The organism is Erythrobacter sp. 'gip.4 top 5', from assembly GCF_056495765.1.
On record NZ_CP200270.1, the window covers coordinates 969140 to 992966 of the forward strand.

Sequence of the window (23827 nt, forward strand, 5' to 3'; positions counted from 1 at the left end):
AGAATTCGAGATGGCAATTGCGAACCGGACGTTCCGCTCGAGCATGTTGCTCTCCACCGCCATGGCCGCAGCCTTTGCTGTGCCGGGGGTGGCCCAAGCCCAATTGGTAAGATCGGGCGATCTTGTCGACGCGGTCGATAGCGGTGGCAATGGCGGGCGCCTGGTGGTTGTCGATACCACCCCGACGCAGACCGACATGACAGTGCTGTCGCGCGTGGTAGTGGCCAACTGGAACCGCTTCAACGTGACCACCGGCACCACGGTCAGTGTTATCAATGGCACCGTCGATCCCACGGCAACGCTGGTCAACCGCGTGATCGGCGCCAGCCCGTCCGACATCAGTGGCACCATCAACGCGCCCAACGTCAATCTGTGGCTGATCAACCAGAACGGCATCCTGTTCGGCAATGGTGCCAGTGTGAACAGCGCCAGCTTCTTCGCGTCGACGCTGGATGTCGACGATCAGGAACTGTTCGATTTCTACGACAATGCAGACCCTGCGCTGAACGGTACGGGCACGTTGAACTTCGGTAGCAGCCTCGGCAATCCGCTTAGAACGACTTCGCCCAATGTCACCTTCGTAACCAACGGATCGCTGGCATTCGTGTCGGAACGGCTCAATCTCGATGCCAGCTTCGATGCCAATTCGGGCCGGGTCAGCTTCGTTACTGCCGCCGATGTCGATGTATCTTTCACACCGAACAGCCCGCTGACCTATGTCGTCAACGCCGGAACCACCGTGGCGCAGGGCCAGACCGTTGCCGGTGCGGTGGAAGGCGCCGGGATCGATTTTGCGATGGTCACCGCCAATGGCGTGATCGATGCGGTCCTGCAGGTCAACGCGACAGTCACGGCCAATGCCGTGGAGGCGACCAATAACGGCGTGCGCCTGTTCGCCGAACAGACCGGCGGCGGCACGGTGACAGTAGATTTCGGCGGCGCAATTACCAGTGCAGGTGCGGTTGATTTCGACACCGATGGCAATTTCACCGCAGCCGCGCCGATCACTGGCAGCAGCATCGGCCTAAGTGCCGGCGGTACAGCGACGCTCAATGATCTGACTGCGACCGCTGGCGGTATCAACATCGATGCAAACGCGATCAGCGCAATAGCGCTTTCGGCGACAGGCGGCGGGGCGATCTTGCTGGCCGGCAATGGCGTGCAAACCGCATCGATCAACGCGACCGGCGCGATTGACGTCGATAGCACGGCGGGCGGCGTGCTGAACCTCGGTGCACTGACATCTGGTGCGGGCATTGCGCTCGACACGACCGGCAGCCTCACCACTGGCGCGATTACAGCAGGCGGCGCGCTGACAGTTGGCGGGACGTCCGATCCGAGTTCGGTGAACCTTACCGGCAATGCCAGCGCAGCGAGCATCACCGTCGACACTTCCGCAGCCTTCGCAGCACAGGGCCTGACCGCGACCGCAGGCGGCGTGGACATTGACTCTGCCTCAATCACTGCAGGCGCGGTGTCTTCGCAAGCAGGGAATGCAGCGCTTAATGCGATAGGCAGCATCACTACGACATCGATCAGCGCGGCGACGGGCAATCTGATCGGCGCTGGGGCCATCATCGTGCGCAGTCAATCGGGTGGGAATCTCAATCTCGGCGCGCTCGATGGTGACTTCAACGTTGCGCTCGACACCACCGGCAGCCTTACGACCGGTTCGATTAGCGCTCCCGGTATTCTGACAGTCGGCGGCATTGCCGTGCCCAACATGATTAGCTTCACCGGCGATGTTGCGACCGGTACCATCACTGTTGATACGACCGGGTCTTTCGCCGCGCAGGACCTGAACGTGACCGGAGGCGGGATCGGCATTGGTGCCAACGTCATCAACACAGGCGCTTTGCAGGCCACCGGCGGCGATGTCGTTCTCACGGCTGCGCTCGGTGTCACCACCGGCAACATTACTGCCAATACCGCGGCAGGGCTCGGTGGTGCAATCGATGTCGACAGCACTGGCGGTGGTACTATCAATCTCGGCGTGCTGAATGCCGGCGCCGGCATCACGCTCGATACCACGGGCATCATCACCGCTGCGGCCCTAACCGCGGCGGGCGATCTGGTCGTCGGCGCGGTGCGCGAACCGGCGGCAGTCACGTTCACCGGGAACGCATCGGCGCGCAGCATCACGGTTGATGTCACCGGAGCCTTTGGCGGTCAGAACCTTAGCACCACTGCAGGCGCTATCAATATTGATGCGGCCTCAATCACCGCCGCTGCCCTGTCCACGGTGGGCGGCGGAGCGACCTTGAGGGCGACCGGCACGATCACGACGGCGTCGATCGACAGCAGCGATCTGATCGATGTGGACAGCACGGCGGGTGGCGCGCTTGACCTTGGCAGCCTCACTGCCGGCGGTGCGATCACGCTCGACACGACAGGCACTATTGCAGCCGGGGCGACCACTGCGGGCGGGGCGCTGGTTGTTGGCGGCACGCTGGCGCCTGCAACAGTGAACTTCAGCGGCAATGTTTCGGCTGCGAGCGTCACCGCCGATACGGGCGGAGCCTTCACCGTCTTCGATCTGACTGCGACCAATGGCGGTATCAACATCGAAGCAGCCTCGATCACGGCCAACCCCGGCGGCAATCTATCGGCAACCGGCGGCGATGCGCGGCTGCTCGCTTCAGGCACGATCCTGACCAATTCGATCACCGCGACGCGTGCAGGCGGCGCTGGCGGCAGCATCGATGTGGAAAGCACGGCCAGCGGCCTTGCGCTGGGCAATGTCGCGGCGAACGGCGGCAACGTCGATCTGGCAGCGTTGGGCACGGTCAGCGCGCTGTCGATCACGTCGCTGGTGATGAATGGCACGGGCGGCGCCATCGATGTGGGCAGTTCAGGCGGGCAGACGCTCGATTTCGGCGTGCTGGAATCGAGCGGTGCGATCACTCTATCAACCCTCGGCACAGTCAATTTTGGTGCAATCACTGCGGGTGATGCCCTGTCTGTCGGTCAGTCGGGCGTTGTTGTCGGCTTCAGCGGCGGCAATGTCAGCGCTGCAAGTATCCTGATCGACGCCGCTGGGGAGGTCAGCACCGGTAATCTGGGCGCGATTGCGGGCTCGGTGGATGTGTCGGCTGGCACGATCACTGCAAATGCAGTGGAGGCGACCGGCGGCGATGTTCTTTTGCGTGCCGTGGGCGCGATCGCCACCGCCAATGTGACTGGCAACGCGGCAGCAGGGTTAGGCGGCGCAATCGATATCGCCAGCATTGTCGGCGGTGCGCTGACGATCGATGCGCTGACAGCGGATCAGGGCATCACGCTCGATACGATTGGCGACCTTTCGGTCAGGGGCGCCGTCACCGCTGGCGGTACTCTGACCGTCGGCGGGGTTGCGGAGCCGAGTGCGGCAACCTTCTTCGTGGGCGTTAATGCAGGCAGCGTCGCGATTGATACCGCAGGCGACCTGCGCGTTCTGGCGGGCGGACTTGCAGCAACATCTGGCGGGGTTGATGTTGATGCCTTGTCGATCAACGCAGGCGTCGTTTCAGCGAGTGGCGGCAACGTCTCCCTGCTTGCGTTCGATGGCATCACCACAAGCTCCATCAATGCGAGCGGCGCGATCGATGCGGACAGCGCGAGCGGCGGGGATCTGAATCTTGGTGCGCTGAACGCAGGCCTTGGGATCACAGCCGACACGGTGGGCAGCATCACCACGGGTGCAGTCACTTCCGGTGCAGCGTTGGTGGTGGGCAGTACGGCTGTTCCGGGTGCGGTCACCTTCACCGGCAACGTGTCGGCGGCCGATGTCACCATTGATGCGCTTGGGGCGCTGCAGGCCCAGAACATCATCGCTACGAACGCAATTGATGCCGATGTGGGCGGCACGGTTACCACAGGCGATCTCGATGCTGATCTGATTACCTTGCGCGGTGCCAGTGCCATCACCACCGGCGATGTTGCCTCCAACCAGTCATTGGCCTTGGGCACGACCGGCGGAGATCTCTCGGTCGGCAATGTCTCGGTCCGCAACGCCGGGGCTGGCCTGACGCTCTCAGCCAGCGGCGCCGGAAACGGTGTGCTGGCAGGCAACCTGCGCACCAATGACGGCAATCTTCTGATCACCGCGACCGATACGATCACGGCCGGATCGGCGGCAACGTCGCTGGCTGGCAACGCGACCGCAGGAAGCATCGGACTTCAGAGCGGTCAGGCAATCGCTGTTGGCGCGCTGACGGCAGGCGACGACGTGCTGGTGATCGGCGCGGCAGATATTGTTGCAGGCGCGATCACGGCGGGCGACGATGTGATCATCAGCGCCCCTGGCACCGTCAACACAGGCGCAATCCTTACCACCGGAATGGGCAGTGATGCCAGCCGTCCTGCCTTCACCGGCGCTCCGGGAGCCTCCGCACTCACCTTCGCCGCCGAGACGCTGATCGGTAGTAATGTCGATGTGTCGATCGGTGGAGTACTTGCCACCGGCAATGTCACGGCGCAGGACAACGTTACGCTCGGCGCGGCAAATCTGTCTGCCTCGACCGTTACAGCGGTCAATGGTGATGTCGGGCTTACGGCAACCGGCGCCCTTACCACCTCCGCGATCTCGGCGGGCGACGCCATTGCGGCGCAAAGCACCGGCGGCGGCGCGCTTGATCTGGGTACGCTGAACGCGGGCGGGGCCATTGCGCTGGATACCACCGGCAGCCTTACGACCGCAGCCATCACCGCAGGCGGCACGCTGACAGTGGGCGCCGCGCTTGAGCCAAACGCCGTGACCTTCACGGGCGATGTTCGTGCAGCTGAAATGCTGCTTGCCACCACCGGCGCGCTGACCGCGCTCGATCTGACCGCGACCAACGGAATCGTCGGCGTCAATGCCGGATCGGTCAGTGCGGCGACCATTTCAGCCACCGATGGCGTTGACCTTCTGACTGCGGGCGATGTGACCACCGCCGTGATCAACAGCGACGCGGCTATTGCGGTGGAAAGCAGCGCTGGCGGCACGCTCGATCTGGGCGTTGTCAACGCAGGCCTGGGCATCACGCTCGACACGGCGGGCGTCATTACGGCGGGCGAAGTCACGGCTGGCGGCGCCTTGCAGGTGGGCCAGCTCACGACGCCGGGCGCCGTGAGCTTCACCGGCGATGTCGCCGCGCAGAGCATCACGCTCGATACCGCAGGCGCGCTCACCGCCCTCGGGCTTGAATCGACCGGCGGGGTCATCGATCTCGGCGCGGATACGATCACGGCCGTCAATCTTCTTGCCAATGGCGGCGGTGCCACGTTGCTGTCGCGTGATTTCGTGACGACTGCTTCGATTACCACCACTGGTGCGATTGACGTGGACAGCACCGCTGGTGGAGCGCTTGCGCTCGGCACGCTAGACGCTGGCGGTGGGATCGCGCTCGACACCACGGGCAGCATCCTTGCAGCGGGCATCACGGCGGATGACGCGCTGGTGGTTGGTGGCACACGCCTTTCTAATGCGGTGACCTTCACCGGCAATGCCCGCGCGCAAGGCATTACAGTGGATTCAGGCGGCGTCTTCGATGCGGTCAACCTCACCGCGACCGGTGGGGCGATCACTATCGACGCGGGCGTAATCGACGCGGCCGTGCTGCAGACGACCGGCGGCGGAGTGACTCTGTTGGCGCGTGGTGGTGTCACCACCACGCTGATCCGTTCAGCCGGTGCGATCGACATCGACAGCGCCAGTGGCGGCGCCTTGAATCTGGGCGAGCTGGTCGGCGCGGCAGGGATCACGCTCGATACGACCGGCAGTCTGACGACCGCTGCGATCGGCGCAGCGGGCGATCTGGTGGTGGGGGCAACCCGGATGCCGGGCGCGGTAACCTTCCAGGACGCGGTCACGGCACGCAGCATCACGATCGATACCACCGGCGCGCTGGAAGCGGGCAATCTGACCTCGACCGCCGGGGTGATCGATATCGGGGCGCTGTCGATTGAAGCAGCGATCCTGTCGGCCAATGGCGGCGATGCGATCCTGCAAGCGACGGAAATTGTCGACGTCGTTCAGATCGTGGCTACGGGCGCAATCGACATTGACAGCACCGGTGGGGGTGCGCTGGATCTCGGGACTTTGAGCGCGGGTGCGGGCATTGCGCTCGACACGCGCGGCACCGCCACTGCAGGCGCGATCACCGCAGGCGGGGCGCTGGTGGTGGGTGCAGCCAATGCGCCCAGCCTTGTCACCCTGACCGGCGCTGCCAGTGCGCAGAGCATTCGTCTGCTTTCGGGCGGTGCCATCAACACGCTGGACCTGACGTCGACCGGCGGCAATGTCGTGATCGAAGCCGACGGACGGATCGACTCCACAGCGATCACGGCGAGCGGGCTGATCGATGTCGACAGCACCCGCGGTGGTGCGGTGGCTCTGGGAACACTGAACGCAGGTCAGGGCATAACGCTCGACACCACGGGCGGCATTACTGTTGCCGCGCTTGCCGCGGGCGGCGCTCTGGCAGTTGGCGGTGTGCGCGAACCGGCGGCGGTGACCTTCGCTGGCAATGCCTCGGCGCGCAGCATCACGGTTGACGTAACGGGGGCCTTTGTCGGCCAGAACCTGAGCGCGACCGGGGGCGGAATTGATGTTGATGCGGCAACGATCACTGCCGCCGCCTTGGCAGCGACGGGCGGCGGTGCGACCTTGCTGACGACCGGCAACGTCACCACCGCCGCGATCAACACCACCGGCGCGATCGATGTCGACAGCACGGCGGGCGGCGCGTTCAATCTCGGGGCGTTGACCTCGGGCGCGGACATCACGCTCGATACCACCGGCACCATCACCGCCGCCGCGATTGCGGCGACGGGCGATCTGGTGGTCGGCGCGCTGCGCAAGCCGGCAGCGATGACTCTCACCGGCAATGCCTCGGCGCGCAGCATCACGCTGGACGTGACGGGGGCGTTTGGGGGGCCAAACCTGACCGCGACCGCCGGCGGTATCGATATTGACGCGCGTTCGATCGCGGCGGGCATGCTCGCAGCGAGCGGTGGCAACGTGCGGTTGCTCTCGACCGGCAATATCACCACGGGCACGATCACGGCGCTCCGTATGGGCGGCGCTGGCGGCAGCATTGATATCGACAGCACCGGAACGGGCGATGCTGCAGGCACCCTGAACCTGAGCGCGTTGCTTGCCGATCTGGGCATCACACTGGATACCCAAGGTGCGATTGCGGCCAGCACCATGACCGCCCGCGGCGGCGGGATCGCGGCCAATGCCCGCACACTCACCTCCGGCGCCATCGCCGCGACGGGCGGCGACGTGGCCCTGCGCACTAGCGGTGCGATTACCGCGACAACCATCGCGGCGACCCGCGCAGGCGGTGCCGGCGGCGCGATCGATGTGGACAGCACGGCGGGCGGCGCGGTGACGCTGGGTGCGCTCAATGCAACCCAGGCCATCGCCATCGACACCAGCGGCGCGGTGCGCACCAACGCGATCACGGCGGGCGGCAATCTGACCGTTGGCACCATGGTGCGCACGGCCACCGTGACTTTCGACGGCGCGGCGCAAGCGGCCAATATCACGGTTGATGCCAGCGGCACGGCGACCACCCAGGCGTTGCGCGCAGGCACCGGCACGATCGACATCGAAGCGGGCGATATCGCCTTTGCCGCAGGGCCGGTCGACCCGGGTAACGTGATCTTGAAATCATTTAACAACCGCAGCGTCGGTCTAGGCAGCGCCACCGGCGATGTCCGCTTGACCGACGCCGAACTGGCGCTGATCCGCGCCAATAGCCTGCTGATTGACGCCGGAACCGGTTCCGTCGGCATCGCGGGCGTGACGTTCGGCGCGGATGCGGGCCGCACAGCGGTGGCCGTTGCCACCACGGGGCGGATGACGATCAGCGGCAATCTCACGGCCACGGCGGGCACGCGTTCCGTACGGCTGGGCGGTGCGGCAGATGGCACTGGCCTCGCCTCGCGTATCACCGCCGATGTCAACGCGGCCGCCATCAATTTAGGCACCAACACGCTCGAACTGCGCGGTTCCGCGATCGTGTTCGGCGAACAGAGCCTGATTGACCGGGTCGAGCCTTTGTCGATTGCCGAACTGGTGCGGCAGTTTATCGCGGCGCCGCAGGAGCAGCTTTACAATCCGTTGGGGCCGATTACCAACCCGGTCTATCTGACAGCGGGCAATGTCACGGTCACTTATGGCGGGTCGGCGTTGTTCCAGAACACGGCAGCACGCGCCTCCGGCAACGCCTTCCAGGGGGTCGTGCTGTCCGGCGGCAATAGCGCGGCTCCGGCGTTGACGCTCAATCCCACGGCCTCGCCATCCCCTAGCAGCGCGGGCACCAATGCCTTCGCTCTGTTTGGCACGATCAACGGGTTCGAAGGCCCTGCGGCTTCGATCGCGGGGGGATCGGTCATCGGCTTCAACGACAGCATTCTGCTCGATGCTTCGCGCATCAATGGCTGCGTCATTGGGAGCGGTGCGGACTGTGTAACAACCATCGTGGGCAATGTCGTCTTGAGTGTGCCGCGCGAAGTGGTTTCGCTGCTGGTCGCGGAAGACCGGCTGCTGGTGCCTTTCGATCCGCTGGTGGGCACTAACAATGAAAGCCTGTTCTCCGATGCGGCGCGCGCATCAGGGACCAATGAGGACTGCGAGCAGCGGGACGCCAATGGCGTCTGCGTCAGCAACTAGGGAGCTTTGTAAATGTCGGGACTACGGCTGACCCTGAATATCCTCGGCGGCGCCGCGCTGACCCTTGTTCTGCCGGCCTGCGCCACGGTGCCGGCTTCAGGGCCAGCGGGGATTTTGGCGCTGGGCGATAATGCCAGCGGTGAACGCTGCACTGCCGCGCCAAACTGGACCGATCCGGCCTTGCGCGATTTTGTGAAGAATCAGGACGTCTATTCGGTCAATTGCACCGGCGCGGTGACCGATGCGCTGGCGCGCGTGCGTGTTTTCTCTTCGACAGCGGCGCGCGCCGAGGCCAGCGGCGATCTGCAATGCGGTGAGGCGAGCGATATCACTTTGGCTGGATTTGACCGCGCCAGCGCGCGGCGCTGTTTCGACCCAGCGCTCGGTTTTGCCACGATTGTGATCGATGCTGATATCAGTAGCAGCGCGGTGCAGATTTCCGCAGCAAGTAACGCGGTGGGCGCGGGCTATCAGGCGGCCTTGCTGCTGACCGGTCAGCCGGGCGATGGCGCAGTGTCCTCGGCCCGAACGCCGGTCGATCTGGCCAGCCTCGGCCCTCTACCTGCCAATCTGGCCATGGTGCCACAAGGCGATGGCCCGCGCGAAACCGCCGATACGCTGCTCGCCCGTGCGACGGAGCTGAACTTTCGCGGTTTAAGCGCCGATGCCTCGCGCTTCTTGCGCAACGAACTCAACCGCCTGCCTGAAGCGACAGCGCCCGCCGTGCGCGCGCAGTTGCTGCTTGAAGCAGGGCTTGCGGATTCCAACATCCGGTTCTTCCGCAGCGCCGATACCAATTTGGCCGAAGCCGAAGCCGTCATTCGCACATTCGGCATTGCAGATCAGCGCGCCTTGCAGCCCAAGCTTGCAACCTACCGCGGCCTGCACGCGCTCAATCAGCGTGACTTTGCCGCGGCGCGCACAATCCTTGCCCCGCTCGCCAGCCGGACCAATGCACAGGTTCTGGGCCTGAATGATCCCGCCACGCTGGTGCAGCTCAACACGGTGGTCAACAACGGCGGCGACATTCGTTCGGCGATTGCCCTTCCCAATCTCGAACTCGCGCGTGAAACCGTGATCGGCGTGCAGGGCAACTGGGCCTTGAGCGTCGCGGAATTGTCGCTCGGCAATCGTCAGGCGGCGCTGCGGGCGATTGATCTGGGTCAGAACGAGCTGGAACGGCTCACCCGCTCGCTTGAAGGGCAGCGGATCAATCAGGACGGGTTGTTCTGGTTGAACGCCCGACTGGTGCGCCAGCGTGGCCGCATTCAGGCCGAAAGCGGCGATTATGCCGGGGCTGTCGCGTCCTTCGACGATGCTATCGCCAAGTTGACCGCCACCACGGGCAGCGGCGCGTTCGCGCCTGACGATCCGGCGGTGGCGGAGTTGCGACTGGAGCGGGCCTCGATCATTGACCGTGCGCGCCGCCCGGCGGCTGAAATTGACGCGGCCTATGTCGCTGCGCTCGATGCCATGCTGTCCGCCCGTGAAGCCAGCTCCGGTTTTTCGACCGGCCTGCTGCATCCCTATCTCGATCGGCTGGCTGGGCGTATGGCCGACGGGGACAAGGTGGCCGCACGCCGGTATTTCGATGCCTTGCAGGTCGCAGGCGAAAGCAGCGCCGCGCGGCAGCTCAGCCAATTGCAGGAGGTTGTCGGCGACGATCCGGCAATTGCCATCCAGCAACGTGAACGGCTTGACCTGCGCCGCCAGCTGAACGCGCTGGCTGCCAGGATTGTCGATGGCCGTAATCTGGGCCAGCCGGTAGACGCGCTGGAGGCAGAACGCGCACGTGTCCAGGCGGCCTTCTCTGAAGTGGAAGCCGATCTGGCGGCCAACTCCCGCCTTGCACAGGTGTCTGACCGCCCGGCTGATCTGGCCGCGCTTCAGGCCAAGCTGAAGCCTGGCGAGGGCTATGTCCGCCTGACCGTGATGAATGATCGGGTCTTCGGCATCATGGTGGACCGCGACAATGCCTATCCGGTCCGCCCCAAGCTTGCGGCCAATGACATCATCGGCCTTGCCAATGCAGTGCGGCGTTCAGCCGAAGTGGGCGATGACCGGGTGTTGCCGGACTTCTCGGTTGGAACCTCGACCGCGCTCTATCAGGCTTTGTTCGCCGATATCGACGGAAACCTGCGTGCCCGCACGGAATTGGTGTTCGATGGCGGGGCCGTGCTTGCCGGGATGCCGGCCGGCCTGCTGGTCATTGACCGGCCGGCGCCGGCGGCCAGGGGCAAGACCAAAGCCAGAGCGCGGCATGACTATAGCGAGGTCGCATTCCTCGCCAAGCAGATGCCGACATCGGTGGCGATGTCGCCGCGCAGCTTCATCGCTTCACGAGAATTTGCGCCGTCGCGGGCCAAGCAGGCGCTGATCGGCTTTGCCGCGCCGCAAAGCATCGGGCAGCAGCCGATCGGGACCGGTGGCAAGTTCCGGATCGGTCCGTGCCTCATCGATGCGACGGCCGTGGCCGCTTACAGCAATCTATTCTCGCCGATTGCGGCTGACGAGATTTTCATCGCAGCTCAAGCTCTGGGCCTGAACGGGCAGCCGACTTTGATTAGCGGTGCGCAGTTTTCTGACACCGAGGTCGTCCGCAGGGGCGCAACGACTAACGGCTTTGCCGATTACAAGGTGCTGCACTTTGCCACCCACGGGCTGACGGAAGGGCAGTTCGATTGCGATGGTGCACCGGCCGCACTGCTGACCTCGTTCGGTGGGACAAGCGCTTCGGATCTACTGCTCAGCTTCGACGAGATTGCCAGCCTGAAGCTTGATGCCAACCTGGTGGTATTGTCGGCGTGCGACACTGCGTCGCGGACGGGTGAAAACACACAGATCCGCGCAGGTGAGGCCCGGCCGGGAAGCACGCTCGATGGGCTGGTGCGCGCCTTCTTTGCCGCCGGCAGCCGATCGGTCATGGCGACCTATTGGGAAGCGGCCAACAATGATGCGACCACGCTGCTCATGGCGGAATTCTACGCCGCCGGACGCGACAAGACGATTTCGCAATCGCTGAATACAGCGCAGACCACGCTGATTGACATCCCCGAAACCTCGCATCCTTTCTTCTGGGGGAGTTTCTTCGTGGTGGGGGATACTGCCAACACCATTCTTGGCGGCGCCAAGATGACAGTAGCAGCGCGGTAAGCGCTGTGCCGCCTGCCGCCCGCATCACCGACATGCATACCTGCCCGATGGTCAATCCCGGGCCGGTGCCACATGTGGGTGGGCCGGTGGTGAAGGGGCAGCTCAACGTCTTGACCTGCATGATGCCTAAGGCGCGGGTATCGGACCAATGCGTGTGCGCCGGGCCGCCCGATGTCATCGTGAAGGGTTCTGCCACGGTGCTGGTCGGCAATCTTCCCGCTGCGCGGATCGGTGACAATACCGCACACGGCGGCGTTATCGTCAGCGGCGCGCCGACCGTGCTGATTGGCGATGCAGCCAATAGCGGGGGCGGTGGTGGTGGCGGCGGAACGGGCATGGCTGTGCCTGTGCCGCTGGCGGCGCCAAGCCTTCAGGCGGAAGCCATGATCGGCGCGCACAAAGCCGCAAAACCGTTCTGCCGCATCTGCGAAGCCATGCGCACGGCACGCGGTGGCTGACTGGTTCGCCGTCGTCGATGGTGCCGCCGATCCGCGGCTGTACCCGGTGATTTGCACGGCGAGCCAGCACGTGTGCCTTTACGAATCCGATTATCCCGAAGAAACGCTCGCGGCGCTGCCGCATCTGGTGCGCATGGCACCCGGCGAACACTTGCCCGAATTGTGGCGACGGCATGAGTCAGGGCGGTTCTGGGGGATGGCCTGCCAATCTGCGCTCAGTCTGCGGGCGTTGCGTCGGCATTTGCGCAAATTTACCACCGCGCGCCTTCCCTTGGGCGATGTGGTGCTGTTTCGGTTCTGGGACCCGCGCGTCTTTGCGACCTTCGCGCAAAGCGCGACCGCAGAGGAAATCGGTCCCTTTTTTACGGGGATCGAAATGGTCATCATCGATCTCGGCCCGGATGGTCGTCGCCGGTATTGGTGGGATGGCGGGTTGAGGGTATCGCAGGCCGCGCCAGTTTCCACCCCTGTAATTCCCGCTTAACGTACCGCGTTAGGCGTAGTCTTTTTCGGACGGTTCTTCTGCGCGATTTCTGCAGTGATCGCCTTGCGCTGCGCCAGATACATGCGCAAGGCTTCGCCGCCCAAGGCTTCGGTTACGGTGTTTTCGAAGCTCAGCGGGTCGACATAATCGCCTTCGGTTCGGATTTCGAAATGGAGGTGCGGTCCGGTCGATCCGCCGGTGGTGCCGACATAGCCGATCACCTGTCCCTGCATCACGGCAGCGCCCACGCCTTGCCCTTCGGCAAAGGCGTTGAGGTGCATATAGCGCGTTTCCAGACCGTCCCCATGATCGATCTTGATGAAGTTGCCGGCCCCGCCCGCCATCGCCTGAAAAATAACCGTGCCTTTGCCCGCTGCGTAGATCGGCGTGCCGATGGGGGCCGCGAAATCAACGCCGTTGTGCTTTTTCTTGGTGTTATAGATCGGATGCTCGCGCACCCCGAAGCGCGAGGTGATGCGTGCGCCATCAATTGGCGTGCGCATCAGCGAACGGGCGTTGCCCTGTCCGCGTTCGTCAAACCAGCGCGGTTCGGTCTCCTCGGGCGGGGTGAAAGCGTAAAAGCTGCGAGTGACGCCTTCGGTAGTGAATTCTACGGCGATCAGGCGCGGCGGCTCGACCTCGCGGCCTGCACGGGTGACGGTTTCCTCCCATGTCGCGCTGAAGCGATCGCCCGGCCTGATCTGCGCCCAGTCAACATCGAAGGCGAAGGCCTTGGTGAAGTCACTAACGAGGCTGTTGGGTATCCCCGCTTCGACCGCGGAGAGATAGAAGACGTTGTGCGCGATTGTGCCCTCGATCTGCCGGACTTGCACCTGCGCGGTTTCGACCACGCTTTCCCGTTTGAAGCCGCCTTTGCCATTACGCACCAGCCGGATAGCAGCGCCGTTTTCAAGCTCTGCGGCGATGGTATGGATCGCGGGCTTTGTCCCCTTGCGGTCAAGCTCCAGTGTAATCGTCATCATTTCGACTGTGCCCAGCGCGGCGATGACTTCTTCGGCGGCAAAAAAGGCGTCGCCTGTTTCAATGCCCATTTCTTCGAGGCCAAGGCCGAGCTCGTTCATGTCGGCAGCCGGGAAAATTCGGGTGTCGTAGCGCGGCGCGGCAATCGGAGCGGCCGCTGCGGTCGTAGTCGCCACTGGCCGGGCTTCAGCGGCGGGCTTGCCGAAAAACGCGCTCCACGGCACCAGCAGGCCAAGCCCGGCGGTGACCGCGATGGCTGCCACGCCGCCACCGATCCAAAGGCCCGGTTGCGGCCGCTTTGCCGGAGCGAGAGTGCCGGGCATCGCGTGTTCGGGCGGGGAATCGGCTGGCACAGTCGGACCAACCCAGGTGCGCGGATTGAAACTGGTGGATTCTGGTTCCATCACCGCTGTGTCCAAAAACAGGGCAATCGTAGGACCCGCCCCAGTAAAAGTCACGAAATCGCCAGCGCAATACAACGCTATGCTTTATCTGCCCTGCAACCTATGCTTAACTGTTGTCAATTGGGGGGGCAAGGCATGAGCGATAGAAATCGTGTTGCATGGCGTGAGGGCATGTTCCTGCGTCCGCAACACTTTCAGGCACAGGATCGCTTTGTCGAAAGCTTTGTTTCTGCACGTCATGATTGGGCGCTGCCGTTTTCGTGGGGTGTGGTCGAACTGGAAATCGATCACGCGCTGGCAGAGCTGGGCCAGTTTGCGATCCGCAAGGCGCGCGGGATTATGCCGGACGGGACGCCATTTGCCATTCCCGCCGATATGCCCGCGCCCATGCCGATCGCGATCAGCCCGCAGACCCGCGACGCGGTGATCTATCTGACGCTGCCGCCACGGATTTCCGGCGCGGTGGAGTTCATGGACAAGGAAAGCGGATCGCTTGATGCCCGCTTTCTGGTGGCGGAACAAACCATCGGCGACAATTTCGCCACCGAGCGCACCAGCGAAGATATTGAACTGGCCAGCGCCAACCTGCGATACGGCATCACGCCTGACGAGACCGAGGGCCGCCTGCTGCTGGGCCTTGCGCGCATCCGTGAGGTTGCGGGTAAGAAGCTGGTCTTTGATGATCGCTACATCGCGCCGACCCTCGATCTTAAGGCCTGTCGTCTGCGGGCCAGCCTGTCCGACCTGATCGGACGGGCGGACCAGATGATCGCAGAACTGGCTTTGCGGGCGGCGGAAACGACCGAAGGGGGGCAGGATACTTACAAGGCGTTTCTGCTGTTGCAGGCGCTCAATCGCTGGGTCGCGATCCTCGGCCATCTGGCGCACATGCCTGCGATGCATCCCGAACGCGTGTTCGAAAACCTGCGCGCGATGGCGGGCGAGGTGTCGACCTTGACCCGCAAGGAACGCCGCCCGCCTGAATTGCCGCTGTATGATCATGAAAACCTGCAAGGTTGCTTCGATCCGCTGATTGATTTGCTGCAATTGCTGCTGTCGGGCGTGATCGAACGCTCGGTGGAGCCGCTGGCGCTGGTGGCGCGCGGGCCGGGGCAGTTCATGCATGTCATTAAAAACCGCACGCTGCTGCGCCAAAGCTACATCTACCTCGCCGTGTCGGACAAGACCAAGGCGATGGAGGATATCCGCAAGCGTTTCCCGGCTGTGTGCAAGATTGGCCCCAATACCAAGATGCCAACGCTCGTGGCATCGGCGCTACCGGGCATTGCGCTGCGGCACACCACCACTCCGCCAAGCCAGCTGCATGTGCTGCCGGGCTTTGTCTATTTCGAACTCGATCGCGGATCTCCGGACTGGCCGGAGGTTTACGACGCAGCAGCGCTGGGCCTGTTTGTTTCCGACGACTGGCCCGAACTCAAACTCGAGCTGTGGGCGGTTAAGCAGAAAAAATGACCAGCGACGATCGCAACAAGACCGTGTTCAGGCCTTCGCCGCTGAAGCGCGGCGGGGGCGATGGCAATCCTGCAAATCTGGGCACGCCGCCGCCAGCCGCGGGCGGGTTTACCGGCGGGATGGACGACTGGAACCAGAGCGCGCCCGCAGCCCCGCCCGCAGGTGCAGGAGGGGGCGGCTTCAGCCCACTAGGGGGTGATCCCTTTGCCGCGACCGCGCCGGCAGGCGGCGCGGCAGCGCCCGGCGGGCCGGTGCTGGCGCAGCAGAATTTCAGCGATTCCGTGCCGCAGCCGCCGCAGCCGCGCCATGATCGCAACATCATCATGGCCCACGCCGCGCCGGTTCTGGCCATGGCGGCCGCGCTGCAATCGGGACGCTGGCAGATTTCGATGGGCGAATTTCATGCCCGCGCCAAGGATGCGATCAGCGCCTTCGATGCCGCGATCCAACCCGCCTATCCCGATGGCGTGAAGCAGCGTGCCAAATATGCCTTGTGCGCCACGATTGATGATATCGCCCAGAACCTGCCGGGCGTGGGCGGCGGCGGGGCGCAATGGGCGCAGCGCAATATGGTAGTCACCTTCTTCCGCGAGAATATCGCGGGCGACCGCTTCTGGGATTTCGTCAATGAAGTGCTGCGCGATCCGGCGCGCAACCGCGATCTGATCGAGCTGTTCCACGCCTGTCTGGCCGCCGGGTTCGAAGGGCGCACCCGCGCCATGCCCGATGGCCACAGCAAAAAGGGCCAGGTGATGGCCAGCCTGATCGGCGCGCTGGAACACGTGCGCAGCCTGTCGCAAAGCGAGATCGTGACCCACTGGCGCGGTGAGGCCGCACCGCGCAAGCCGCACAATTTCTGGAGCATCATCGGTCTGGCAGCAGCGGCGGCGGCGGGGCTGTGCTTCCTGATTTACCTCATGTTCATCCTCACGCTGATGCTGACCGGGCAGGACGCGCATGACCGCGTGGCGACGCTGTTTCCGGGGGAACCGGTGGCGCTGGCGCGCGATGCGCAGGTGCTCCAGCTACCACCCACCGGGACTGAAGAACGGCTGCGTACCTTCCTCGCCGAAGAGATCGCGCAAGGGCTGGTGGTGGTGCAGGGCAACCGTGTGCGCACCACTGTGGGGACATTGTTCGAACCGGCCGCTGCCGATCTGGTGCCAGGCCGCTCTGCGATCTTTGAAAAAATCGGCAAGGCGATCCAGCTGGAAAAGGGCTCGGTGACGATCGAAGGGCACGCCGATTCCGACCGGATCAGCCCGACGATCGAATTCGCTGACAACCTCGCCTTGTCCAAGGCCAGGGCCGAAACCGTGGCGGGAATCGTGCGCGCACAACTGACCGATGCGGGCCGGATCAGTGTGGAAGGGCTGGGGGACACTGTTCCGCTCGCCTCGAATGCGACAGCGGAAGGCAAGGCGCAGAACCGGCGGGTCGAGTTCGTGCTCGAAATCGGCCAGTAAACAGCACACGCGGGGGCGAAGACTGATGAAGAAGTTCCTGACGAACTGGTGGACGATCTCGATCGGCACCATCGTCCTGCTTGCGCTGCTGCTGTGTCTGGGCCTGCCGCTGTTTGTGGATGCGATGAAGCCCTTGTGGGTTCGTCTGACCATCGCCGGCGTGCTCTTGGCGTTGTGGGTCACGTGGTTCGCGCTGCGCCGCCGTGCCGCCAAGAAGGCCGAAGCGGCGCTGGCAGCAGAGCTTGCCGGCCCTGATGCCAGCGCAGAGGAAGCGGGCGCAGTGCAGGGCCGCATGGCTGCCGCGCTCACGCAGCTGCGCGAAGCCAGCGGGAACAAGCGCGGCTATCTCAACGCGCAGCCGTGGTACGTGATCATTGGCCCGCCGGGCGCAGGCAAGACCACCGCACTGCTTAATTCTGGTCTGCGTTTCCCGCTCGCCGATCAGACGCTGGCGGGCAGCGGTGGCACGCGCAATCTCGATTTCCTGTTCGCCGAGGAAGCCGTGCTGGTCGACACCGCCGGGCGATACACCACGCAGGATTCAGACAGCGCGGTCGACAATGCCGCGTGGAAACGCCTGCTTGAACTGCTGCGCAAGCATCGCCCGTTTGAGCCTGTCAATGGCATTTTGGTCGCGGTCCCGGCAGACGATCTGCAAACCGGCGATGTGCGCGTGATCGACAACCACGCTGGGATCATCCGCCGCCGCCTGCGCGAAATCCGTGAGGCCTTGCAGGTCGAACTGCCGGTTTACCTGCTGATCACTAAAGCTGATCTTCTGGCCGGGATGAGCGAATATTTCGGTGATCTCGACGTGGACGGGCGCCGAGCTGTCATCGGCCACACCTTCGACTGGCATGGTCAGCGTTTGACAGCCGAAGACGTGACCGGCGCTTTCGACGATGTGACCAATGATGTCGCCGCCCGCCAGCCCAAGCGGCTGGAGGAAGAAAAGGATATTCGCCGCCGGGGCCTGATCCTCGGCTTTCCGGGGCAGCTTCATGCGCTGCGCCCGGCGCTGTTCCGGCTGATCGAAGGTGCTTTTCTCAACGAGGATCGCCCCAGTGGAAAGCTCCGCGGGTTCTATCTCACCTCCGGCACGCAAGATGGCAGCGCGATTGACCGCATCCTGCAAGGCGTAAGCAAGACCTACGGCGACAGCGCAGCGGCGGCCAGCGGCGCGCCGCGTGACGGAAAGGCGTTTTTCCTCAATCGCCTGTTGCAGGACGTGGTGTTCAAGGAGGCGGGGCTCCCCGTTTCCGATGCCGCGCTGGTCCGCAAGCGCAAGTCGCAGATCATGGCGGCCAGCATCGGCCTTGCCGCCGCCGTGGTGCTGGCTGTGGTGTTGTGGACGGTCAGCTTCATCGGCAACCGTTCCTTTCAGAGCGATTCTGTGATCGCCGCTGCTGCATTGGAGCAGGAGATCGACGCCAGCCGGGTCGATCTGGTGCGGGTGGGCAGCAGCGATGCCACGCTTGAACAGGTGCTGCCGTTGCTGGACGCCTTGCGCGACATGCCCGAAGGATACCGGGCTCAGGCCGCAGGCGGGCCTTCGCTACTGATGCGGTTCGGCCTGTTCCAAAGCGGCCTCGCCCAGCGCAACGCCGAAGCCTACCGGATGGGTTTGCGGCGTATTCTGTTGCCGCGCATCATGCTGCGGCTGGAAGACAAGATGCGCGGCGAACTGGCCGATCCGCTGGCATTGTATGAACCGCTCAAGGTTTATCTGATGCTCGGCAGCGGCGCGCCCGAAGGCGTAATCAATGCTGACGCGGTTCGCCGGCAGGTGGCGAAGGATTGGACCAACGAGCTCTATCCCGGCACAGAAATGGCACAGGTGCGCGAGCGGCTGATGCTGCATCTTGATGCGCTGACGACCGACCCCAACCTGGCCGCTGCATGGGCGGGCGGGCGGGCACCGCTGGACGCACAGTTGGTCGCTTCGGCGCGGCAGGCGGTATCCAGTATGTCTCTTTCGCAGCGCGCCTTTGCGATCATGCGCGAAAAGGCGTCCGACCCATCGAAAGATTGGGTGATGGCCGAAGTAATCCAGGCTGGCGACACCGCGGCCTTCGCTAATCCCGAAAAGGTGTTGGCGCTGCGCGTGCCCTATCTGTTCAAGCGCGAAGGCTTTGAAAAGGCCTATGCTGTTGCGCGGGAAACCGTGCAGGCCGATCTCAAGCGCGAACAATGGGTGCTCGGCAAGAACACTGTCAGTATACAAAGCGAAATGGGCTCGCTGCGGCAGGGCATTTCGACCATTTATGCGCAGGAGTATATCGCCTATTGGAAGGGCGTGATCGATGCACTGGAGGCAGCGGACTACTTCAACGATCCGCAGGCCTTTCGCGCGCTGACGAAAGATCCGTCGCCCTTGCGCACGGTGTTGCTGGAAGTGCGTGCCAACACGGATTTCTCGCAGGCGAGCACATTGGACCGCGCCGCCGATCTTGCGGGCCAGCGGGCTAAGCAGAACCGGTTGGTGAACACGGCCAGCAAGATCATCGGGACAGGCGGGGGCGGGGCGATGTCTGCTGATGCAGAAATCAGCATGGCCTTTGCCGATCTGAACGCCTGGACCGGCACGCCCGAAGCCCCCGGCGGTGTTTCCGCTTTCATCGATGCTGTGCGCCAGACCTTCTCGCAGGTGCGCGCCTCCAACGCGCCCGGCTCTGTCTCCAGCAGCGCGGATCGGCTGGCGCAGATCAAGGGCGAGCTGGACACCGTTGCCACGCAGGCGCCGGAGATGATCCAGAAGTTTGCAGGCGACGTCGTCAGCGGAGGCGGCTCGGCGCAGGTCGGCGTGCTGCAGGGCGAAACCACGCTCGCCTATAGCCAGCAAGTGCTGCCCGCCTGCGAGACGGCGGTGACCGGCAAGTTTCCCTTCGAAAAGGGGGCGGCCACCGATGCCGGGGTGACTGAACTGCGCACCGCTTTTGGACCTGGCGGGCTGGTACCGCTGTTCGTTCAGACGCGGCTTGACGCCTATCTTGATCGCAGCGGCGATTACTGGCGCTGGGTCAGCGGCGATCCGGTGGTCGCCAGCTTCAATCCTGTCACGCCCGGCAATATGCAGAAAGCCTCGGCATTGACGCTTACCATCGGTGAAGGGCTGCCGATGCGGATCGCGTTGGTGCAACTGGGGCGCGAAGCGGGACGGGTGGAGCTGACCACCGGCGGCATCCCCTTGCAGTTCGATCTCGACAGTGCGGCCGAACAGGAATTGACCTGGCAGGTGGGTGGCGGGATGGTGCAATCGTCCGAATTGAAGATCATCGGCAATGGCGGGATCGACGGGCTCAATGATTCCGATCAGGTGCTGTGGCGGCGGCCCGAAAGTGGGCCATGGTCGCTGTTCCGCCTGCTGGAGCGCGCACGCATCCGCAACCTTTCTGAAGGCGAGGTGGAAGCGGTGTTCAATCCGGGCCCGGCGCGCGCGGTGTTCCGGATATCCTTCCCTCAAGATCGCAACCCCTTCAGCCTGGGCGGGCTATGGTCGGTCAAATGCCCGCAGATGCTTTGATCCGCTCGGTGGGCCTTGGCTCCAAACCGGCCGACGCCGTGCTGGATCGGCCCGCGATCTTCGGCAAGCTGCCCGGGCACGGCGATTTCATCAGCCGCGGCCTGCGCACCGATTTACGCAAGGGTATCGACTTGTGGCTGAGCGAGTGGCTCGCCGCGGCACGCTCAACCTGTGGCGCAGGCTTTGAGGCCGCTTATGAAACTGCGGCGCCCTGGTTGTGGGAAGGGCCGCGCACCACCGCGATAGTGCTGCCCAGCATGGACGCGGTCGGCAGGCGCTTTCCGCTGCTGGTGCTCGCCCTGCCCGACCAGGTGACGCAGCAGATTTATGACGCGATGATCGGCGCGTTGGTGGGCGGTGCCTCCGTCGACGCCCTGCAGGGCGCTTTGGCCGCACTCGAACGCGCCGCGCCGGTCGGTGAGCGACACGCGCAATGGTTCTTGCCGGACGGCGCAGCGCCGTCGCTTCCTGCGCCGGACAGCGTGGGATCCTGGCCTTCGGTGGAAGGATGCTTCGTGTGACAATGATACCATTCAGCGCGGCCGGCCGCAGCGAAACCGGCTTGGTCCGGGCGCAAAATGAAGATTCGATGCTGCTCGACGATGACACGGGATTCTGGCTGGTGTGTGACGGCATGGGCGGCCATCAGAACGGCGCCGCAGCATCGCGTATGGCGGCCCACGCCTTTGCAGCGGTGGATCTGCCCGACCCCTTCGACAGCGCGATTTCCAGTTTTGCCGATACCGTTCACCGCGCCAATGCCGAGATTGGTGAGGTCGCGCAGGCCAATGGTGGCGGCACGATGGGCACAACCGCTGTCGGGTTGATCCTGCGCGGGCGCGAATTCGCGGTTGGCTGGGTCGGCGATAGCCGCGCCTATATCTGTCGGCGCGGCGGCTTGTTTCAGCTGACGGTGGACCACACCCATGTGCAGGATCTGATCGACGAAGGCATCCTGAGCGCCGCTGACGCGATCGGCCACCCGATGTCGCACGTGTTGACCCGCGCACTTGGGGTGGCGCCGCAAGTGCAGGTCGACATCATCAAGGACGAGGTCGAACCGGGTGACCGGTTCCTGCTGTGCAGCGATGGGTTGAGCGGGCCGGTACCGGACACCGATATCCGCGATCTGCTGGAGGCTCCGGATCCGCAAGCCGCGGTCGACGCGCTGATCGAACGCGCCTATGCCAATGGTGCGCCGGACAATGTCACGGCGATCGTGATCGACATCGGGGCGGTCTAGACCATGAGCCTTCCCCCAGAAGACGAAGACCGGACAGTTTACCAGCCTAAGGGTACGCCCACACCGGCGCCATCGCCCGCGCCGACATCGACCCCTTCGCCGCTGCCCCAGCCACCGCTGCCCGAGCCGCCTCTGCCGCCCGAAGCGGGCGGGCAAGGCTCTACCGGGCAGCAGATCGCCAATGGCGAAGTGCTCAACGGGATCTACCGCATCACCCGCTTCATCGCGCGCGGCGGTATGGGCGAGGTTTATGAGGCGGTCAATGTCCACCAGCCGGCGGAAAAGGTCGCAGTCAAGGTCATGCTCCAGCATCTGGCGCAAGATGAGCTTGTGGCCGCGATGTTCGCCAAGGAAGCGGCCACGCTGACCCGGCTGCATCACGAAGCGATCGTGCAATATCGCCTTGCCGCGCGCGATACGCTGGGGCGGCCCTATATCGTCACCGAATTCATCGACGGGCCAAGCCTTGAGGCGCGGCTAGGCAAACTCAAGCTATCGGACGCGCAGTTTCTGGCCGTGGCCCAGAAGCTCGCCGCCGGGCTGGGGACCGCGCATTCGCTGGGGGCGATCCACCGCGACATCGCGCCCGACAATGTTCTGCTGGCAGGTGACGATCCGGCACGGCCCAAGATCATCGATTTCGGCATCGCCAAAGATGCGCGTGATCATTCCGCCACGATCGTGGGGGATGGGTTTGCGGGCAAGCTGCGCTATGTCGCGCCTGAGCAATTGGGCGAATATGGCCGCAATGTCGGCGCGTGGTCGGACATTTACAGCCTGGCGCTGACACTGCGGGCGGTGCTGGCGGGCAAGCATTCCGACATGGGTGGTTCGCTGTCCGATGCGGTGCGCAAGCGCATGGCGGTGCCCGATCTTTCGGACATCCCGGTGCAGTTTCGGCCTGCTTTCGAAGCCGCGCTGCAACCCGATCCCGCGCGGCGCCCGCAATCCATGGCAGCCTTCAACGTGATGCTGACCGAAGGCGCGCACAGCGGCGGCAACACGCTTGTCACGGCGGCAGGGGGGGGCGCGAAGGCGGGCAAGGCAAGGAAACCTTCGCTCAAGGCACCGGGAGTAACGGGAGCACCGGGGGTGGCCGCACGGCTTGCTGGCCTGCTTCCCGATAGCCTCGGCAACAACCGCCTTCCGGTGATGATCGGCGGCGGGGCGCTGATGTTGCTGGCTCTGGTCGGCACGGTCATCGCGGTCAGCCTTGGCGGCGATGATGTCCCGTCGGCGCAGGCACCCGCTTTGGCCGAGGTTGATGGCGGCGCAGTCGCGGGTATCGCCCCGGAGTCGCCCGAGTTCGCCGCGCTGGCTGAACGGGTCGCCAATGGGGTTCCGTGTTCATGGCTGACGCTGGCAAGCGCGGACGGGGTTTCTGTAAAGTTCACCGGGGCAGCGGCGGTTCCAGCCGAGGCGCAGGCCGCTTTGGCGCAGTCGCTCCAAAGCGCAGGCGCCAGCGTGCCGGCGCTCGACTTCGGCAATGTGGTGCGATTTGCGCCGGAGGAATGTGCGCTGGTGGATGCGCTTCGCGAAGCGCGCGGCAAAGGGGTCACGATTACGTCGCCACAACTGAATTACGAAGCACGGATGGAGCCAACCTATCCCGAAGCCATTGAAAGCTTGCATGCTAAGGTGCCGTTCAACATCAATGGGTTAAAGGCGGGGGACGATGTGGCTCTGCTGGTTATCACCAATGTTTTTGAGCCTGTCGTGCTGTTTTCGCACCGCAATAGGCTCGCCGAGTTTGTCGATTTCGTCAAAGGTAATGAGACGGACGATGGATACTCGATGTATTATCCAGCAGAAATTACAGACGCCAAACGGTTCGATTTCGGCCTGATTGTTGTCACCAGCCCCACGCCGCTGCCCGACAGCATTCAGACTTTCGATTCCACCTGGGCCGAGCGGTTCCGAGATGGTGTGCGCAACAAGAACTGGGCTGCCGACGTGATGTGGGCGACCGCCGAGGATCGTCAGCCGGGGTAAGGATCA

At 64.1% G+C, this 23827-nt stretch carries 11 protein-coding genes; 10 read left to right on the plus strand and 1 reads right to left on the minus strand.

Annotated features, from left to right (window positions below; all coding sequences use genetic code 11):
• Nucleotides 1-10: 10 nt before the first annotated feature.
• Genes ACRANW_RS04640 through ACRANW_RS04655 form a run of 4 tightly spaced genes read left to right on the plus strand, consistent with a single transcriptional unit; the run spans nt 11 to nt 12739 of the window.
• Nucleotides 11-8644, plus strand: coding sequence for a two-partner secretion domain-containing protein (locus ACRANW_RS04640; RefSeq protein ID WP_479433366.1), 8634 nt, complete (start codon nt 11-13; stop codon nt 8642-8644).
• Between the two features lie 12 nt (nt 8645-8656).
• Nucleotides 8657-11797, plus strand: coding sequence for a CHAT domain-containing protein (locus tag ACRANW_RS04645; protein ID WP_479433367.1), 3141 nt, complete (start codon nt 8657-8659; stop codon nt 11795-11797).
• A 5-nt stretch (nt 11798-11802) separates the two neighbouring features.
• Complete coding sequence (locus ACRANW_RS04650; protein WP_479433368.1) at nt 11803-12255, plus strand: PAAR domain-containing protein; 453 nt, start codon at nt 11803-11805, stop codon at nt 12253-12255.
• Nucleotides 12248-12739: a DUF4123 domain-containing protein gene (locus ACRANW_RS04655; protein ID WP_479433369.1), complete on the plus strand. Its 492-nt coding sequence runs from the start codon at nt 12248-12250 to the stop codon at nt 12737-12739. Before ACRANW_RS04650 ends, ACRANW_RS04655 begins: the two co-directional genes overlap by 8 nt.
• Here the strand turns inward: ACRANW_RS04655 and ACRANW_RS04660 are convergent.
• Complete coding sequence (locus tag ACRANW_RS04660; RefSeq protein ID WP_479433370.1) at nt 12736-14124, minus strand: peptidoglycan DD-metalloendopeptidase family protein; 1389 nt, start codon at nt 14122-14124, stop codon at nt 12736-12738. The genes ACRANW_RS04655 and ACRANW_RS04660 overlap by 4 nt on opposite strands.
• A gap of 135 nt (nt 14125-14259) precedes the next feature.
• On the opposite strand from ACRANW_RS04660, the gene tssK reads away from it, so the two are divergent.
• The 6 genes from tssK to ACRANW_RS04690 are packed head-to-tail and all read left to right on the plus strand — an operon-like array spanning nt 14260 to nt 23821.
• The gene (tssK, locus tag ACRANW_RS04665; RefSeq protein WP_479433371.1) at nt 14260-15597 is read left to right on the plus strand and encodes a type VI secretion system baseplate subunit TssK; all 1338 of its coding nucleotides are present in this window, start codon (nt 14260-14262) and stop codon (nt 15595-15597) included.
• Complete coding sequence (gene icmH / locus ACRANW_RS04670; RefSeq protein WP_479433372.1) at nt 15594-17063, plus strand: type IVB secretion system protein IcmH/DotU; 1470 nt, start codon at nt 15594-15596, stop codon at nt 17061-17063. The genes tssK and icmH overlap by 4 nt, the downstream gene beginning before the upstream one ends.
• Nucleotides 17064-17088: 25 nt before the next feature.
• Nucleotides 17089-20586 (plus strand): type VI secretion system membrane subunit TssM, encoded by a 3498-nt coding sequence (gene tssM, locus ACRANW_RS04675; RefSeq protein WP_479433373.1) that lies wholly within the window; start codon nt 17089-17091, stop codon nt 20584-20586.
• On the plus strand, nt 20568-21107 hold the full coding sequence (gene tagF / locus ACRANW_RS04680; RefSeq protein ID WP_479433374.1) for a type VI secretion system-associated protein TagF: 540 nt from the start codon (nt 20568-20570) through the stop codon (nt 21105-21107). Before tssM ends, tagF begins: the two co-directional genes overlap by 19 nt.
• A 2-nt stretch (nt 21108-21109) precedes the next feature.
• On the plus strand, nt 21110-21829 hold the full coding sequence (locus tag ACRANW_RS04685; protein WP_479433867.1) for a PP2C family protein-serine/threonine phosphatase: 720 nt from the start codon (nt 21110-21112) through the stop codon (nt 21827-21829).
• A 3-nt stretch (nt 21830-21832) separates the two neighbouring features.
• The gene (locus ACRANW_RS04690; protein WP_479433375.1) at nt 21833-23821 is read left to right on the plus strand and encodes a serine/threonine protein kinase; all 1989 of its coding nucleotides are present in this window, start codon (nt 21833-21835) and stop codon (nt 23819-23821) included.
• Nucleotides 23822-23827 lie beyond the last annotated feature (6 nt).